Source organism: Trinickia sp., from assembly GCF_057351765.1.
This window is the reverse complement of the sequence record NZ_JBMRBK010000033.1, coordinates 22,325-40,189: the sequence shown is the minus strand read 5'-3', so window position 1 is coordinate 40,189 and position 17,865 is coordinate 22,325. Positions and strand designations below refer to the sequence as shown.

Annotated in this window: 14 protein-coding genes, 1 tRNA gene and 1 riboswitch; of the genes, 12 read left to right on the top strand and 3 right to left on the bottom strand. The window is 64.7% G+C overall.

Annotated features, from left to right (window positions below):
* The first annotated feature begins 198 nt into the window (after window positions 1-198).
* From xdhA to ACO1XS_RS07915, 6 genes are all read left to right on the top strand, one after another.
* Window positions 199-1,734: a xanthine dehydrogenase small subunit gene (xdhA, locus tag ACO1XS_RS07940; protein ID WP_331573205.1), complete on the top strand. Its 1,536-nt coding sequence runs from the start codon at window positions 199-201 to the stop codon at window positions 1,732-1,734.
* Window positions 1,731-4,097, top strand: a complete 2,367-nt coding sequence (gene xdhB, locus ACO1XS_RS07935; RefSeq protein ID WP_331573203.1) for a xanthine dehydrogenase molybdopterin binding subunit — start codon at window positions 1,731-1,733, stop codon at window positions 4,095-4,097. Before xdhA ends, xdhB begins: the two co-directional genes overlap by 4 nt.
* 16 nt (window positions 4,098-4,113) lie before the next feature.
* The gene (gene xdhC, locus ACO1XS_RS07930) at window positions 4,114-5,196 is read left to right on the top strand and encodes a xanthine dehydrogenase accessory protein XdhC (RefSeq protein ID WP_331573201.1); all 1,083 of its coding nucleotides are present in this window, start codon (window positions 4,114-4,116) and stop codon (window positions 5,194-5,196) included.
* Window positions 5,177-6,199 carry an adenosine deaminase gene (locus ACO1XS_RS07925; protein WP_331573199.1) on the top strand — a complete coding sequence of 341 codons (1,023 nt, stop codon included), beginning with the start codon at window positions 5,177-5,179 and terminating at the stop codon, window positions 6,197-6,199. Before xdhC ends, ACO1XS_RS07925 begins: the two co-directional genes overlap by 20 nt.
* 61 nt (window positions 6,200-6,260) lie before the next feature.
* The gene (guaD, locus tag ACO1XS_RS07920) at window positions 6,261-7,616 is read left to right on the top strand and encodes a guanine deaminase (protein WP_414720324.1); all 1,356 of its coding nucleotides are present in this window, start codon (window positions 6,261-6,263) and stop codon (window positions 7,614-7,616) included.
* Between the two features lie 68 nt (window positions 7,617-7,684).
* Window positions 7,685-7,819, top strand: a riboswitch (yybP-ykoY riboswitch).
* An 83-nt stretch (window positions 7,820-7,902) separates the two neighbouring features.
* A complete protein-coding gene (locus ACO1XS_RS07915) occupies window positions 7,903-8,475 on the top strand; it encodes a TMEM165/GDT1 family protein (RefSeq protein WP_331573197.1) in 573 nt (190 codons plus the stop codon).
* Between the two features lie 43 nt (window positions 8,476-8,518).
* On the opposite strand, the gene ACO1XS_RS07910 is transcribed toward ACO1XS_RS07915, so the two are convergent.
* Complete coding sequence (locus ACO1XS_RS07910; protein ID WP_331573195.1) at window positions 8,519-9,223, bottom strand: DUF4136 domain-containing protein; 705 nt, start codon at window positions 9,221-9,223, stop codon at window positions 8,519-8,521.
* A 154-nt stretch (window positions 9,224-9,377) separates the two neighbouring features.
* Here ACO1XS_RS07910 and pepN point away from each other — a divergent pair, with 154 nt between their 5' ends.
* From pepN to ACO1XS_RS07895, 3 genes are all read left to right on the top strand, one after another.
* Window positions 9,378-12,068 (top strand): aminopeptidase N, encoded by a 2,691-nt coding sequence (gene pepN, locus ACO1XS_RS07905; protein ID WP_331573193.1) that lies wholly within the window; start codon window positions 9,378-9,380, stop codon window positions 12,066-12,068.
* A gap of 160 nt (window positions 12,069-12,228) precedes the next feature.
* Entirely contained in the window at window positions 12,229-13,245 is a 1,017-nt protein-coding gene (locus ACO1XS_RS07900) for a class 1 fructose-bisphosphatase (protein ID WP_331573191.1), read from the top strand.
* Between the two features lie 54 nt (window positions 13,246-13,299).
* Window positions 13,300-13,375: transfer RNA gene (locus ACO1XS_RS07895), tRNA-Thr, on the top strand.
* 118 nt (window positions 13,376-13,493) lie between these two features.
* Here ACO1XS_RS07895 and pcaG read toward each other — a convergent pair.
* Together pcaG and pcaH are read right to left on the bottom strand one after the other, a co-directional pair.
* Window positions 13,494-14,141 carry a protocatechuate 3,4-dioxygenase subunit alpha gene (pcaG, locus tag ACO1XS_RS07890; RefSeq protein ID WP_331573189.1) on the bottom strand — a complete coding sequence of 216 codons (648 nt, stop codon included), beginning with the start codon at window positions 14,139-14,141 and terminating at the stop codon, window positions 13,494-13,496.
* Window positions 14,141-14,893: a protocatechuate 3,4-dioxygenase subunit beta gene (gene pcaH / locus ACO1XS_RS07885; RefSeq protein WP_331573187.1), complete on the bottom strand. Its 753-nt coding sequence runs from the start codon at window positions 14,891-14,893 to the stop codon at window positions 14,141-14,143. The genes pcaG and pcaH overlap by 1 nt, the downstream gene beginning before the upstream one ends.
* A gap of 137 nt (window positions 14,894-15,030) precedes the next feature.
* Between pcaH and ACO1XS_RS07880 the strand changes: the two genes are divergently transcribed.
* The 3 genes from ACO1XS_RS07880 to pcaC all read left to right on the top strand — a co-directional run bounded on the left by ACO1XS_RS07880 (window position 15,031) and on the right by pcaC (window position 17,865).
* A complete protein-coding gene (locus ACO1XS_RS07880; RefSeq protein ID WP_331573185.1) occupies window positions 15,031-15,981 on the top strand; it encodes a LysR substrate-binding domain-containing protein in 951 nt (316 codons plus the stop codon).
* 87 nt (window positions 15,982-16,068) lie between these two features.
* Window positions 16,069-17,469 carry a 3-carboxy-cis,cis-muconate cycloisomerase gene (locus ACO1XS_RS07875; protein ID WP_331573183.1) on the top strand — a complete coding sequence of 467 codons (1,401 nt, stop codon included), beginning with the start codon at window positions 16,069-16,071 and terminating at the stop codon, window positions 17,467-17,469.
* On the top strand, window positions 17,470-17,865 hold the full coding sequence (gene pcaC, locus ACO1XS_RS07870; RefSeq protein ID WP_331573181.1) for a 4-carboxymuconolactone decarboxylase: 396 nt from the start codon (window positions 17,470-17,472) through the stop codon (window positions 17,863-17,865).

The window sequence follows — 17,865 nt, the reverse complement described above, 5'->3', positions numbered from 1 at the left end:
TGGCTTGCAACTTCCACGCGTGCCGCGCATCGTAGAGCCGTAATTATGCTGGCGCTGATAGCGACCATCAGCGCCGGACGATCTTCGCCGCATATTGCGGTGCTATCTTGTGCTCTGGATGGCGATCCACGTGCGCGAGCCGGCCGTTGCCGGTACGAAGCGTAACGCGCGCCTGATCCGCAACTCCAGGATTCGGCCATGACCACGCATCCCATCCGCTTTTACTACCGCGGCGCGATTCACGAAGTGCACGACGCCCCGGCCACCCGCACCGTGCTTCAGCACTTGCGCGAAGACCTCCAGTGCACGGGCACCAAGGAGGGCTGCGCCGAGGGTGACTGCGGCGCGTGCACGGTGGTCGTCGGCGAACTCGACGCCCGCGGCGCGCTCGCGCTCAAGGCCGTCAACGCCTGCATTCAATTCCTGCCCACGCTCGATTCGCGCGCCCTTTTCACGGTCGAAGACCTGCGCCGCCCGGATGGCACGCTGCATCCCGTGCAGCGCGCGCTCGTCGATTGCCATGCATCGCAATGCGGTTTTTGTACGCCGGGCTTTGCCATGTCGATGTGGGCGCTCTACGAAAACCGGCAAGGAGAAAGCCAGGCGCCCTCGCGCGATGAAATCGCGACCGCGCTGTCCGGCAATCTGTGCCGCTGCACCGGGTACCGGCCGATCGTCGAGGCCGCACAGGCCATGTTCGACGGCGGGCGCCATGCGCGCACCGCGCTCGATCGCGCGCCCGTCGTCGCGGCGCTGCGCGCATTGCGCCGCGACGAAACGTTCGAATACGCGAGCCGCGAAACGCACACTGCAGACTCCGGCACGACGACATTTCGCGCGCCGGTGACGCTCGACGCATTCGCGGCCCTGCGCGCGGCACACCCCCAGGCATGCGTGCTCGCGGGCAGCACGGACGTCGGGCTCTGGGTGACGAAGCAAATGCGCGGCCTCGGCGATCTGCTCTATATCGGCAACGTCGAGGAACTGAAGCGCATCGAGCGCGACGCATCGATGCTCACCATCGGCGCCGCCGCCTCGCTCGAGGACGCCTACGCCGCGCTCGTCGGCGAGTACCCCGCGCTCGCCGAGCTGGCACGGCGCTTCGCGTCGCTGCCGATACGCAATGCGGGCACGCTCGGCGGCAACGTCGCGAACGGCTCGCCCATCGGCGATTCGATGCCGGCTTTGATCGCGCTCGGCGCGCAGGTCGTGTTGCGGCGGGACAAGGCTTCCCGCACGCTTGCGCTCGACGCGTTCTATCTCGGCTATCAGAAGACGGCACTCGAGCCGGGCGAATTCCTCGCCGCCGTTCGTGTACCGCTCCCGCGGGCCCAGCTGCGATTTCGTACGTACAAGGTGTCGAAGCGCTACGATCAGGATATCTCGGCGGTATGCGGCGCATTCGCACTCGAAATCGACAACGGAAAAATCGTCTCGGCGCGTATCGCCTTCGGCGGCATGGCCGCGACCCCACAGCGTGCGGCCAGTGCCGAAGCCGCGCTCGTCGGCGAGGTGTGGGACGAGGCGAGCGCGCAACGCGCCATGAATGCGCTCGAACAGGACTTCGTGCCGCTCACCGATATGCGCGCATCGAATACCTACCGTATGACCGTCGCCCGTAATCTGCTCTGGCGCTTTCATCTCGAAACGCGCGACGAGGCGCCGTTGGCAGCAAGCGAGGTCGAAGCGTTCTCGTTCGAGCCCACCGCCCGACCGGCCAAGGAGATGCGATGAATCTGATGACCGAAGCATCCGCCGAACGCATGGGGACGGCTTCCCAGCCGAGCGCCGCGATCGGCGTGGCGCGCCCGCACGAATCGGCCGAATTGCATGTGAGCGGCGAAGCCGCCTACACCGACGATCTGCCGGAGTTCGCCGGCACGCTCCATGTCGCGCTCGGCTTATCGCGCCACGCGCATGCGCACATCGTCTCGCTCGATCTCGAAACCGTGAGGGCTGCCCCGGGCGTGGTCGCGGTATTGACGGCGGCCGATATCCCCGGCGAAAACAACTGTGGCCCGGTCCTTCACGACGATCCGATCCTTGCCGAGGGCACCGTCTCCTATCTCGGGCAACCCGTTTTTGCCGTGATCGCGACGAGCCGCGACCTCGCGCGGCAAGCCGCGGCGCTCGCCAAAAGCGGCGACATCGTGCGCTACGAACCGCTGGAGGCCGTGCTGACCGCGCAAGCGGCCCGCGATCGCCAGCAGTACGTGCTGCCTCCGCTGCATCTCGTGCGAGGCGATCCCGCGGCCAGGATTGCCGCCGCACCGCACCGGTTGACAGGCGAGTTCGAAGTCGGCGGACAGGAACAGTTCTATCTCGAAGGGCAAATCGCCTATGCCGTTCCGAAGGAAGGCGCCGGCATGCTCGTCTATAGCTCGACGCAGCATCCGAGCGAAATGCAGCAGGTCGTCGCGCATATGCTCGGCTGGCCCGCGCATCGCGTCCTGTGCGAATGCCGGCGCATGGGCGGGGGCTTTGGCGGGAAGGAGTCGCAGTCGGCCGTGTTCGTCTGTATTGCCGCGCTCGCCGCTTCAAAGCTCAAGCGGCCCGTCAAACTACGCGCAGACCGCGACGACGATTTTCTGATAACGGGCAAGCGCCACGACGCCGTCTACCGATACGAGGTTGGCTTCGATAGCGAAGGCCGCATCGCGGGCGCGCGCGTCGAAATTGCATTGCGCGCCGGCTATTCGGCGGATCTCTCGGGAGCCGTCGCCACGCGCGCGGTCTGTCACGTCGACAACGCCTACTATTTGTCCGATGTCGAAATCGCGGCGCTGGCCTGCAAGACGAACACGCAATCGAATACCGCGTTTCGCGGCTTCGGGGGGCCGCAAGGCGCGCTCGTGACCGAAGTCATGATCGACGATATCGCGCGCGCGCTCGGGCGGGACCCGCTCGATGTCCGTCTGGCCAATTTCTACGGCATCGGCGAGCGGGACGTCACGCCGTACGGCCAACGCGTCGACGACAACATCCTTGCTCCGCTGACTGCGCAACTGCTCGAATCGAGCGACTATCGCGAGCGCCGCGCGGCGCTCGCGGCATTCAACGAAGCGAGCCCCGTGCTCAAACGCGGCATTGCGATCACGCCGGTCAAGTTCGGCATCTCGTTCAACGTGCCGTTCCTCAATCAGGCCGGCGCGCTCGTGCACGTCTATCGGGACGGCTCCGTACTCGTCAATCACGGCGGCACGGAGATGGGCCAGGGCCTCAATACGAAAGTGGCACAAGTCGTCGCGCATGTGCTGGGGCTGCCGCTCGAGCAGGTGCGCGTGACGGCGACGGACACGTCGAAAGTCGCCAATACGTCGGCCACGGCGGCTTCGACCGGCAGCGACCTGAACGGCAAGGCCGCCGAAGCGGCTGCGCAAACCATCCGCGCGCGCTTGGCCGAAATGGCGGCGCGGCTGCTCGGCGGCCAGCCGGGCGATGCGATCTTCGCCAACGGCTGCGTATCGCTCGATGGTGCATCGTTGCCCTTCGCGCAGTTGGTAAACGAGGCCTACCTCGCCCGCGTGCAACTCTGGTCGGACGGTTTTTACGCCACCCCGAAAGTGCATTGGGATGCGAAAACGCTGACGGGGCACCCGTTCTACTACTTTGCGTACGGTGCCGCGGTATCGGAAGTGGTCGTCGACACCCTGACCGGCGAATGGAAGCTCCTGCGTGCCGATTTGCTGCACGATGCGGGCCGATCGATCAACCCGGCGATCGATCTCGGGCAGGTCGAAGGGGGATTCATCCAGGGCATGGGCTGGCTGACGACCGAAGAACTCTGGTGGAACGCTGATGGACGGCTCATGACCCACGCCCCGTCGACCTATAAAATCCCCGCGATCAGCGATACGCCGGCCGCGTTTCACGTCGCCCTTTATCGGAACGAAAACGTGGAGCCGACCGTATTCCGTTCGAAGGCCGTCGGCGAGCCGCCACTGCTGCTCGCCTTCTCGGTTTTTCTGGCCATCCGCGACGCCGTCGCCGCGGCCGCCCCGCACGCGCGCTCGGCCCCGCCGCTGCGCGCGCCGGCGACGCCCGAAGCGATCCTCGCGGCCATCTGCGCGTTGGGTCGCACAGCAAGCACTGCCTGAAGAGGATCGTCTCCGCATGCAAACATGGTTGTCCGACCTTCAGCATCTGCTCGCACATGGCGACGCCGTGGTGCTCGTCACCGTCGCGCGCGTGGAGGGATCGGCCCCGCGCGAAGCCGGCACGAAGATGATCGTGACACGCGACACCGCGCGCCATACGATCGGCGGCGGACATCTCGAATGGCGGGCGATCGAGATCGCCCGCGAGGTTCTGCGCGACGGCACGCGCGTGCCGCACATGCGCAGGCTCGAACGTCTTGCGCTCGGACCGAGCCTCGGCCAATGCTGTGGCGGTGCAGTGATGCTGGCGTTCGAACGCCTCGATGTAGGCGATCTCGGCTGGGTGGCGACGCTCGCCAAGCGCCTCGCGGCGGGAAAAGCGAGTGTGCGCAGCGTGTCGTTCGGTCCATCGCCCGACAGCGTGCTCCTTTCCGATGCGCAACCCGGCTGCGACATGCCGGACTGCCTGCTCTGGGACGGCACCGGGTTCGATGAAGGCAACGCGCTCCTGACCGAGACGATCGTGGCGCGCGAGTTTCCGGTGGTGCTGTTCGGCGCCGGACATGTCGGTGCCGCGCTGGTCCGGATCCTCGCGACGCTGCCGTGCCGCGTGCGCTGGGTCGACGAGCGCGATGCCCAATTCGAACAGCACCTCGTACCGGTCTCGCCGCTAGATCTGCCGAACGTGACGATCGACGCAAACGATGCGCCGGACGAAGCCGTCGACGAAGCCGAGCCCGCGAGCTATTTCATCGTAATGACGCACAATCACGCGCGCGACCTTGCGCTGGCCGAGCGCATCCTCAGACGCGGCGATTTCGCATTTTTCGGCATGATCGGCTCGCTGACGAAGCGCCGGCAATTCGAACATCGGCTCGCTGCGCGCGGCATCGACCCCGCTCTCATCGCGCGCATGCACTGCCCGATCGGGGTTTCCGGCATCGCCGACAAATCGCCGGAGGCCATTGCGATTTCGGCGGCGGCCCAATTGCTGCAAGCCGTCGAAAGCGTGCGAACGCGGCGTGCGCCGCGCGCCGCACCGTCGCCTCCCTCTTCCCCGTTGTCTTCAACGATCGACCATGACCCCGACATTCGCTGAAAAAATCGCCGGTGCGCCGAAGGCCGAGCTCCATATCCATATCGAAGGATCGCTCGAGCCCGAGCTGATCTTCAAGCTTGCCGAACGCAACGGCGTTGCGCTCGCTTACCCGTCGATCGAAGCGCTGCGCGCCGCCTATGCGTTCACCGATCTGCAGTCGTTCCTCGACATCTACTACGCCGGCGCGAGCGTGTTGCTCACCGAAGACGACTTCTACGACATGACCGCGGCCTATGTCGAGCGCGCACTCGCCGATGGCGTGGTGCATACCGAGATATTCTTCGATCCGCAAACGCATACCGAGCGCGGCGTGCCGATCGAAACGGTGGTCGCGGGCATCGAGCGGGCGCTGGCCGAGGGCGAGCGTCGCGGCTTATCCAGCAAGCTGATTCTCTGCTTCTTACGACATCTGTCCGAAGACGATGCGCTCGCCACCTACTCGGCCGCGCTGCCGCTCTTCGATACCTACGCGCACCGGTTGATCGGCGTCGGTCTCGATTCGTCGGAGCGCGGCCATCCGCCCTCCAAATTCGAACGCGTTTTCGCGCAGGCACGCAAGCGAGGTCTGAAGCTCGTCGCGCATGCGGGCGAGGAAGGCCCGCCTTCGTACATTTACGAAGCACTCGATCTGCTGTTGGTCGATCGCATCGATCACGGTGTGCGCAGCATCGAAGACCCCGCGCTCGTGACGCGGCTTGCCGATACCCGCGTTGCACTGACCGTCTGCCCGCTGTCGAATCTGAAGCTGCGCGTATTCGACGACATGAAACGGCACACCTTGAAAGCACTGCTCGATCGCGGTGTGGCCGTGACGATCAACTCGGACGATCCGGCCTACTTCGGCGGCTACGTCAATGCGAACTACCTGGCAGCGGTCGAAGCGCTCGGACTGACCGACCGCGACGTGTACACACTCATTCGCAACAGCTTCGAAGCCTCCTTCGTCACGCCACGCGAGCTCGACGCGTTCATTGCAAAGCTCGACGCATATTGGAAGCCGTAGACGTGCGCGCCGCACCGATGCGGCGCCGTTTTTCAGTTTCAGCACAGGAACATTTCCGACCATGAGCCCAATCGACAAGCACGGTGTGGGACGCACCGCCTATCGCGCCATGCTGCTCGGCTTCGCCGGCGATCCAGCCGAATCCGACGATGCGGCCCGCTTCGAAGAAGACGGACTGCTCATCGTCGAAGCGGGGCATGTGGTCGCAAAAGGCAGCTACGCCGCGCTTGCAGACCAATTGACGCCCGACACGCAGTTGCGCGACCTCACCGGCAAGCTGATCGTACCGGGCTTCATCGATACGCACGTGCACTACCCGCAGACGGACATGATCGCCTCACCGGCGTCCGGCCTTCTCCCCTGGCTCGAGCACTACACGTTCCCGACGGAACGGCGTTTTTCCGACGCGGCATCGGCGCGGGAAACCGCGGACTTTTTCCTCGAGGAGCTGCTCGCTTGCGGCACGACGACCGCGCTCGTCTACTGCACCGTGCACAAGGAATCGGTCGACGCATTCTTCGCCGCGAGCGAAGCGCGGCAGTTGCGCATGATCGCGGGCAAGGTGTTGATGGACCGCAATTGCCCCGAATTCCTGCGCGACACCGCGCAATCGGGCTATGACGACAGCGCTGAGCTGATCGCGCGCTGGCACGGCAAAGGGCGGCAGCTCTACGCGCTCACTCCGCGTTTCGCGCCGACATCGACGCCCGAGCAGCTGCAAGCATGCGGCGCGCTCGCGCAAGCCCATCCGGACGTATTCGTTCAGACGCACGTCGCCGAGAACGTCGACGAGATCAAGTGGGTGGCCGCGCTCTACCCGGGTTATCGCAGTTATCTCGATGTCTACGATCGCCATGGACTGCTGCGCCGCCGTGCGATTTATGGGCACTGCATTCATTTCGACGATCGCGATCGGGCTCGCATGGCCGAGAGCGGAGCCGTCGCTTCGCATTGCCCGACATCGAATCTCTTTCTCGGCAGCGGTCTGTTCGATATTGCCAAGGCAGGCGCGCATGGCATGGCGGTGACGCTCGGCACCGACGTGGGCGGGGGCACCGCTTTCTCCATGCTGCGGACGATGAACGAAGCGCATAAAGTCGCGCGTCTGAGCGGGCATCACCTCAGCGCGACGCGCATGTTCTGGCTCGCCACGGCCGGTGCCGCGCAGGCTCTCGATCTGGACGGGACCATCGGCACGCTGGCGCCGCAGACCGAAGCCGATTTCATCGTGCTCGATCCGCAGGCCACACCGCTGCTCGAGCGGCGTATGCAGCGTGCCGAGTCGCTCGAGGAACGACTGTTCGCGTTCGCCTTGCTCGGCGACGATCGCGCAGTATTCGAGACCTATGTGGCAGGCCGATGCGTACATCGCCGCGACGACGATGCGCGCCGCCGACGCGCGCTCGCCGCCCACTGAACGCCGGCGCGACGCGAGGCTGCCCGGCCGCCCGGTTCCGCGGCCCAGCGCCGCGCCTGTGTTAGAATCCGTCCCTCATTGGGGAGTAGCCGCCCCGCCGCTTCGCGCCGGTTCACCGGTCATGCCGAGCGCGGCGGGGGCATCCGTCAACAGACTTGGCCTACGGCCATGGCGGATGCAGCCTCGGGCCTGGCGAGACCGATGACCCGCACGCGCGCCGTTTATGGGCCCGGTGTCGCCGCGGGTCGTCGCTCGTACACATCTCGGCCCGGGAAGAACCAACAACGTGGACCAAGCCTTTCTGATCTCGACCGGCGCCGTCGCGCTCGCTGAAATCGGCGACAAGACTCAATTGCTCTCCCTAGTCCTTGCGGCCCGCTACCGCAAGCCCATTCCGATCATGCTCGGCGTGCTCGTCGCTACGCTGGCCAACCATGCGGGCGCCGGCGCAATCGGGAATTGGCTCGGCGCGCTCGTCACGCCGACGGTCATGCGTTGGGCATTGACGATCTCGTTCATCGCCATGGGCATCTGGGTGCTGATACCCGACAAGCTCGATGCAAACGAGGCAAACGTCGCGCGCGGCCGGCTTGGCGTCTTCGGCGCCACCCTCGTCACGTTCTTTCTGGCTGAAATGGGCGACAAGACGCAGATCGCGACCGTCGCGCTGGCCGCACGATTTCACGACTTCATCGGCGTGGTGGCCGGCACCACCCTCGGCATGATGCTGGCCAACGTGCCGGCCATCCTGCTCGGCGAGCGCTTCGCTCACCGTCTGCCGACACGCACCGTGCATGTGATCGCAGCCGTCCTGTTCATCGTGCTCGGGGTGCTCGGGCTGGTGCGCGGAACGGTTTGACGGGCGCGGACGGCCGCGGCGAAAGCAGGCGGCCGTGACGATGCTATTGCGCCGCCGGGACGGATGCTGCAGCAGGAGCGCGGCCTGTTGCCGGCGGTGCGACCGGCACCTCGTTCGACGCCGCGCCGCCATGCGAATCGACGGGTATGCGCACCGTGCGCACGACCCCGTTGCCGAGCGGGAAATCGGCCAACGCGCTGCGGGCAAGATAAGGCATGGCCTGCACTAGCGAGGGCTCATCGTTCGTTGTGCGCGCGGTGACGTTGTAGACTTCCCGGCCTGTCGAGCGCTCGGTGATCCGCACGCCCAGCGTATGCGTGTAGACCGGATAGGTTTGGCTCACATAATCCGGCGGGAACCCGCCAAAGGGCCCAAACGGGCCCATGGGCCGCCAGAACGGGCCCGGCCAGGGGTTCCCATAGTAGACCGGCTGCGTGACAGTCATCGCGCCGGCATCGGTCTTGTAACCGAGTCCCACGAGATAATGTGCGTCGGTACGCGGTACACGCCGGAACGCATAACGATCGAGCTCGGAGGCAACGAGTTGCTCGTAGGTCGCTTGCTCGAGGCTGTTTTGCTGCGCCGGGGTGCGGTCGAATGAATAAGTCCGCGTTGCGTCGCTGCCGCTCCATTCCGAAAAAGCCGTGACCTGCGAGCTCACGTAGGTCGTACACCCCGCCAACGTCAATGCCGACACGGCGCAGACCGGCGCGACCGCACGTCTTACCTGTTGCCACTTCGCCTTCATATCTTCCTCTGTTTTGCTACGGGGCCTGCCTTCACCCCGGGCCTCGTCGCGATGATACGCCGAGCCTGCAGCGCCGCGCCGGCCGGCTTTGTACAATGGATGACGACCTCGCCGCTGATGCGCGAGCCCAAACGGTCCATTTTCCCGATCCGCCATGTCCGATACCGCCAATTCCGCTGTGATCCGCCGGGCCGACTATACGCCGCCGGCTTTTCTCATCGACTCGGTTGCGCTCGAGTTCGATCTCGTTGCCGAACGCACGATCGTCAAGAACACGATGCGGGTGCGACGCAACCCCGGCGCCGCGCATGCTGCACGCCTGGAACTCATGGGCGAAGCGTTGGAACTTCTCTCGGTCTCGCTCGACGGCACGTCTTCCGCGGAGCATCGCGTCCACGAGCACGGCCTGGTGCTCGACGCCGTACCCGACACGTTCGAGCTGACGATAGTGAGCGCGTGCAAGCCGGCCGAGAATACGACGCTCTCCGGCCTTTACGTCTCGAGCGGCAACTTTTTCACCCAATGCGAGGCCGAAGGTTTTCGGCGCATCACCTACTTTCTCGATCGCCCCGACGTCATGGCCACCTACACGGTGACGCTGCGCGCGGACAAAACCGCCTATCCGGTCCTGCTCTCGAACGGCAATCTCGTCGACACGGGCGATTTGCCGGACGGACGCCACTTCGCCAAATGGCAGGACCCGTTCAAGAAGCCGAGCTACCTTTTCGCGCTGGTCGCCGGCAAACTCGTCGCGCTCGAAGAGCGAATCCGCACCGGCTCCGGCAAGGAAAAACTGCTGCAGGTCTGGGTCGAGCCGCATGATCTCGACAAGACGCGACACGCCATGGATTCGCTCGTCAACGCGATTCGGTGGGACGAAGCGCGCTTCGGCCTCGAGCTCGATCTCGACCGCTTCATGATCGTCGCCGTCAGCGATTTCAACATGGGCGCCATGGAAAACAAAGGCCTGAACATCTTCAACACGAAGTATGTCCTGGCCAACCCCGAAACCGCCACCGATACCGATTTCGCCAACATCGAGGCCGTGGTCGGCCACGAGTATTTCCATAACTGGACAGGCAATCGCGTCACCTGCCGCGACTGGTTCCAATTGAGCCTGAAGGAAGGGCTTACCGTCTTTCGCGATCAGGAGTTCTCGGCCGATATGCAAGGCGGCGCGACCGACGAAACGGCGCGCGCCGTGAAACGCATCGAGGATGTACGCGTGCTGCGGCAGATGCAATTCGCGGAAGACGCGGGCCCCATGGCGCATCCGGTGCGCCCCGAGAGCTACGTCGAAATCAACAACTTCTATACGATGACCGTCTACGAGAAAGGCGCCGAAGTCGTGCGCATGTATCAGACGCTCTTCGGGCGCGACGGTTTTCGCCGCGGTATGGATCTCTACTTCAAGCGGCATGACGGGCAAGCCGTCACGTGCGACGATTTCCGCCATGCGCTGGCCGATGCGAACGGGCGCGATCTGGCGCAATTCGAGCGCTGGTACAGCCAGGCCGGCACGCCGCGTGTCGGCGTGCGGACAGCGTACGATGAAAAAACCAAGCGCTTCACGATCACGCTCTCGCAACGGTATGCGGACGCGGCGCCCGCTGCGCGCGAAACACAACAAGGCCCGCTCCTGATTCCGTTTGCGATGGGTCTCATCGGCCGCAACGGCGCCGATCTGCCGCTCCGTCTCGAAGGGGAGCCCGCTGCGGCCGGGACGACGCGTGTGCTGGAGCTGACGGAGAACGAAGCGCAGTTCACGTTCGTCGATGTGGCCGAAGCGCCCTTGCCTTCCCTGCTGCGCAACTTTTCGGCACCGGTGATCGTCGAGTACGACTACACCCATGACGAATTGGCGTTTTTGCTCGCGCACGACAGCGATCCATTCAATCGATGGGAGGCTGGCCAGCGCCTCGCCACGCGCGAGCTGCTGGCGTTGGCCGCGCGCGCGGCAGCCGACGAGCCGCTCACGCTCGACGATTCCGTTGTCGCGGCATTCGCGCGTGTGCTGACCGACAAGACGATCTCACCCGCGTTTCGCGAGCTCGCGCTCGTGCTGCCCTCGGAGTCGTACCTTGCCGAGCAGATGGCCGAGTCCGACCCGTCGGCGGTGCACCGCGCGCGGCAATTCGTGCGCAAGCGCCTCGCCACGGCGCTGCGCGACCAGTGGCTGAGCCTCTACGAAAATCATGTGACGCCGGACCCGTACGAGCCGACGGCGCAAGCCGCGGGCCATCGCGCCCTCAAGAATCTCGCGCTGGCCTACCTTGCCGAGCTCGACGACCCGTCCGACGCCGTGCGGCTCGCGAATGCGCAGTACGACGCCGCCGACAACATGACCGATCGTGCGGCCGCGCTCGCGACGCTCATCGCCGCGGGTGCCGCGACGAATACGCCGATCGCGGAGCGTGCGCTCGAAGACTTCTATCGCAGGTTCGAGCGCGAGCCGCTCGTCATCGACAAGTGGTTCTCGATGCAGGCCACGCAGCGCGGTAGCGAGAAGCGGCCCGTGATCGAGATCGTGCGCAAGCTCATGAGTCATCCGGCGTTCACCTTGCGCAATCCGAACCGAGCGCGTTCGTTGATCTTCAGCTTCTGCTCGGGCAATCCCGCGCAGTTCCATGCGGCCGACGGCTCGGGCTACGCGTTCTGGGCGGAACAGGTCGTGGCGCTCGATGCGCTCAATCCCCAGGTGGCCGCGCGCCTCGCACGCTCGCTGGAACTCTGGCGTCGCTACACGCCGGCGTTGCGCGAGCGCATGCGCGAGGCGCTGCAGCAAGTGGCTGCGAAGGCTTCGTCACGCGACGTACGCGAGATCGTCGAGAAAGCGTTGGCTTGATGCCGTGGAGCGCCGTTTGGTGGCGCTTCGCGACCCAACGAACGGGCACGCACGTGCCCGTTTTTTTCGTGCCGACCGTGCGCCTGCCTACAAAAACTCGCGGCCATCGGCGTCGCGGCGGGTAAAATCCACGGCATCCCCTGGCTTTCGGAGTACCGCAATGTCTCTGCAACGACGCACTACCCTCACGAAATTTCTGATCGAGCAACAACGCGAAACCAACAAGCTGCCGGCCGACTTGCGTCTTTTGATCGAAGTCGTCGCGCGCGCTTGCAAGCTCATCAGCTATCACGTCAGCAAAGGGGCTTTGGGGGAAGCGCTCGGTACGGCGGGCAGCGAAAACGTTCAAGGCGAGGTCCAGAAAAAGCTCGACATCCTGTCGAACGAAATTCTCCTCGACGCGAACGAATGGGGCGGCAACCTTGCCGCGATGGCGTCCGAGGAAATGGAAAAGCTGTTTCCGATTCCGGCCAACTATCCGCGCGGAGAATATCTGCTCGTGTTCGACCCGCTGGACGGTTCATCGAACATCGACGTCAACGTATCGATCGGTACTATTTTTTCGGTGCTGCGCTGCCCTGACGGGCAAGTCGCGACCGAGCAATCGTTCCTTCAGCCCGGCACGCAGCAGGTCGCGGCAGGCTACGCGGTCTATGGACCGCAAACCATGCTCGTATTGACGACCGGCGATGGCGTGAATGGCTTCACGCTCGACCGCGAACTCGGTTCGTGGGTGCTCACGCATGCCAACTTGCGCATTCCGGAAGACACGCGGGAATTCGCGATCAACGCCTCGAACGCTCGCCACTGGTATCCGCCAGTACAGCGATATGTCGACGAGCTGCTGGCCGGCAAGACGGGCGTGCGTCAGGCCGATTTCAACATGCGCTGGGTCGCATCGATGGTTGCCGATGTGCATCGGATCTTGCATCGCGGCGGCATCTTCATGTACCCGGCGGACAAGCGGACCCCGGACAAACCGGGCAAGCTGCGGCTCATGTACGAGGCGAATCCGATGTCGTTCATCGTCGAGCAGGCCGGCGGCGCGGCGACGAACGGGCACGAGCGCATTCTCGATGTGCAGCCCGAGAGCCTGCATGAGCGTATCGCGGTGTTCCTCGGTTCGAAGAACGAGGTCGAGCGCGTCACGGGCTACCATCGCGAAGAAAAAAGTTAAGATGGGGGCTTGCTATCCGGCGCGACATGTCTCTATAATCGCGTTTCTCCTGATGCCGGAATAGCTCAGACGGTAGAGCAGCGCATTCGTAATGCGAAGGTCGGGGGTTCGATTCCTCTTTCCGGCACCATAAGATTCAAACAAAAAGCCCAGTCTCGCGACTGGGCTTTTTGCTTTTTTGGTGGCCATTCTCGCGGCAGCACGCACCGCACCCGGTACACACCGCGGGCGCGCGCCGGCAACCCAACTCAAATGTCGAAGAAGACCGTCTCGCGTCCACCGTCGGGCGTGTCTTGCAAGCGAATGTCGAAGGTATAGACGGCTTTGCCGTCCCGCTCGCTGCGCTCGGCGATGAGCGTCTTGCGGCGCACATCCCATTCAATGCCGCCAAGCACCGGATCGCGCAGATTGGCTTCGGCTTCGTCGCTGAAATAAAGCCGCGTATGCAAACCGAGATTGATGCCGCGCGCGAACAACACCAGGAGAATATGCGGCGCTTGCCGCGTGCCGCTGCGCCCGAGCACCGCGCCGGGCTTGATCGTCTCGAATCGATACACGCCCGTTTCGAAATCGGCGCCCGTGCGTCCCCACCCGCGAAACGACGGATCGATCGGCAGGTCCTGCCGGTCCGCCGGATGAGCGTAACGCCCGGCCGCATTGGCTTGCCAGATTTCGATCAACACGTCGCGCACGAGCGACCCGGAGCCGTCGTAGACACGTCCTTCGATGTCGATGCGCTCGCCTCGTGTCTCGCTCGTGACCAGCACATTGCCGAAGTTGTTTTCGAAGATATCGAAACCGGCCTGCTTCGGCGCAAGACCGATGTGCACATACGGCCCCCCGGTCTGCGATGCGGTTTCGTTCAAATGGAACGGAGCAAACGGTGTCAGCGCCATCACTTCACTCCCGGCAAAGACTGTTCGAAGTAGGTAGCGCGGCGTCCGCGCAGCGTGATGTCGAAGCGGTAGCACCGGCTGTCGAGTGGGACGTGGTTCGCCGGATCGAGCGCCGCAATGAGACCGCGGATCTGCTCCTCGCTCGGGATCGTCTTCAGGATCGGACATTGGGCAATGAGCGGGTCGCCCTCGAAGTACATCTGAGTCACCAGCCGCTGTGCCCACCCATCGCCGCTCAGCGAATAGTGGACATGCGAGGGACGCCAATCGTTGATGCGATTGCGCCACGGGTACGGTCCCGGCTTGATCGTCCGGTAGACATAGTGGCCATCGGCATCGGTCAGCATCCGCCCGCAGCCGCCGAAATTCGGATCGATCGGCGCGAGATACTTGTCGTTCTTGTGGCGGTAACGGCCGCCCGCGTTGGCCTGCCAGACCTCCACCAGCGCATTCCTGACCGGCCGGCCGAACTCGTCGCGCACAAAGCCGTGGACGATGATGCGCTCGCCAATGGGCAACCCCTCCTTCGCGAAGTTCAGGATGAGATCGTTGTCGAGCGGCCCCAACTCGTCGGCGCGGAACACCGGCCCTGTCGTCTCGGATAGCGTGCTTTGCGTCGAAATCAACGCGTTGCGCGGCGAGCGCAATATGCTCGTCTTGTAGCCAGGCGCGTAGGCCGGCGGGTGCTGCGCCGTGTCGCGCTGGGCGAACTCGCCAAAGGCGCCAAAGTCCTCAGCGGCCGATGTCTGCATGAACCGTCTCCCAAAATGCTTTCGAATGACATTGGGCTCGCCGCGCGGTGAACGAGCGGGTGCCTGAGTCGTTAATGTATGTTTCCCGAAACTTGAGGTAAATTGACTTGTTTGCCGATTTTTCATAACCTGGGGTGATGGAAAACCGCCTTCGCCTTCGCCACATCACCTGCTTTCTGGCCGTTGCCCAGGAGCGCAATCTCGGCCGCGCGGCGGAGCGGCTCCACTTGAGCCAGCCGGCGATCTCCAAAACGCTCGCGGAACTCGAAGCGCTGGCGGGCGCCCAGCTCGTCGAACGAGGACGCCACGGAGCCCGGTTGACTCCAGCGGGCGAGCACTTCTTACGCTATGCACTCGACGTCGGTCAGGCGCTCGATTCGGCCGGCGCCGCGTTGAGCGGTTCGGCCATGCCATCGGCCGCCGCGCTCGAAATCGGCGCACTGCCGACTGTCGCCAGCGGTGTCATGCCCGATGCACTGATTCGATTCAAAGAGGTTCGCCCCCATGCCGGCGTCCGGTTGCGCACCGGCACGAATGCGTTGTTGCTCTCCGCACTGAAGGCTGGCGAACTCGACTTCGTGCTCGGGCGCATGGCCGAACCCTCAGCCATGCAAGGGCTCTCGTTCGAGTTTCTGTATGCCGAACCGCTCGTGATGGCCGTTCGGCCGAGCCATCCCTTGCTCGAGCAAAGCGCCGTTTCGCTGACCGCGGTGCTGGACTATCCACTCATCGTCGCGCCGCAGACAACGGTGCCGCGCCTGAACACCGACGCCTACTTCGATGCCCACGCGCTGCGTGTGCCGCCCGAGTCCATCGAAACGCTGTCGGTTTCAGTCGCTCGCCTCATCGCACGGCGCTCGAACGCGGTTTGGGTGACGCCGGCGCGCGCCGCACACGACGACCTGCAAGGCGGTTCGCTCGTCGCGCTGCCGCTGCCGATGGCCGGGGCCGAAGAACCGGTGGGCATCGTGCGCCGCAGCGCGGGCACAACGAGCGAGCTCGCACAAGCGTTCGCCGAGATCTTGCGCACACTTGCACGGAGCGAACCGGGCAAGCGGCGAAAGCGGCCAGGCGATCGCGTTTCTTGACCCGCTGCGGCCTCACGCATACCATGCGTCGATTATTGTTCGTTAAATGACACTTTGTTCGGTGATCGAACAAACGACTGTACCATCATGCTCGAATTCGACGGACGACTGACCGACCGCCTGAGCTCCACCGAGGCGCTCATCGCAATCTTTTCGCCGCGCGCGACGATCCAGCGCATGCTCGATGTGGAGGCGGCATTGGCCCGGGCCCTCGCATCGGCCGGCGTCATTCCGGGCGATGCGTCCGGGCCCATCGAGGCCGCGTGCCGCGCGGAGTGCATCGATGCCGACGCGCTGACGCACGCCGCCGCACGGGCGGGCAATCTCGCTATTCCGCTCGTGAAGCAACTGACCGCGGCGGTCGCCGAGCAGGCTCCCGAAGCGGCGAAATACGTGCATTGGGGCGCCACGAGTCAGGACATCATCGATACGGGCATGGTGCTGCAGTTGCGCGACGCGCTGAATTCGATCGACGCGCAAATCGCGTCGCTCGACGACGTCCTGGCCGGCCTGGCCGAGCGACATCGCGCCACGTCAATGGTGGGTCGCACCTGGCTGCAGCAGGCGCTGCCGATCACGCTCGGCATGAAGTTCGCGCAATGGCTCGATACGCTCGAGCGCCATCGGGCGCGCGTGACACACCTGCGCCAAAGCGCGCTCGTGCTGCAATTCGGCGGCGCGGCCGGCACGCTCGCGAGCCTCGGCGAGCGCGCCGATGCCGTGACGCAGGCGCTTGCCAGCGCGTTGGCCCTGGCGGTACCGGTGCTGCCGTGGCACACGCAGCGCGATCGCATCGCGGAGATCGCGACGACGCTCGGACTGATCACGGGTACGCTCGGCAAGATTGCTCGCGATGTATCGCTTCAGATGCAGACCGAAATCGGCGAGCTTGCCGAACCGTCGGGCGCGGGCAAAGGCGGTTCGTCGACGATGCCGCACAAGCGCAATCCGGTCGGCTGCGCCGCTGTTCTGAGCGCCGCCGTGCGCGTACCGGGGCTTGTCGCGACGGTGCTCGCCGCCATGGTTCAGGAACACGAACGCGCCCTGGGCGGCTGGCAGGCCGAATGGGAGGCCCTGCCCGAGATCGCCCGGCTCTGCGGCGGAGCGCTCGCGCACGTCGACGAGATCGCGCGCGGGCTCGAAGTCGACACCGGGCGGCTTGCCGCCAACCTCGGTTCGACTCACGGCCTCATCCTCGCGGAAGCGGTCATGCTCGCGCTCGGCGAATCGATGGGACGTCAACCGGCGCATCGCCTCGTCGAACATGCGTCGCAACGGGCCGTTGCAAGCGGACGCAATCTGCGCGACGTGCTGGCCGAGGATACCGAGGTGACGAGCCGCTTGGACGCGGCTCGCCTCGATGCACTCTTCGATCCGGCCAACTACGCGGGGCGCGCGCACGCGTTCGTCGACGCGGTGCTTGCAGCGTTTCGCGAATCGCGGGCCGAAGAAGCCGCCAGAACCAATCGAGATCAGGAGTCCGACTAAATGAACGACCAGGAACGCTACGACGCAGGCATGGAAGTGCGCCGCGCCGTGCTCGGCGATGCGCACGTCGATCGATCGCTCGCCAAGCAAAACGAATTGACGAGCGAATTCCAAGCGCTCATCACGCGCTACGCATGGGGCGAGATCTGGACGCGCCCGGGCTTGCCGCGCCATACGCGCAGTCTGTTGACCATTGCGATGATGGTGGCGCTCAATCGCGGCGAGGAACTCGCGCTGCATTTGCGCGCGGCGAAGAACAACGGCGTGACGCGAGACGAAATCAAGGAAGTGCTGTTGCAGACGGCCATTTATTGCGGCGTGCCGGCGGCCAATTCCGCGTTTCATCTCGCCGATCGGATCTTCGCTGACGAAACCGACGCCGCCGGTGGCTCATGA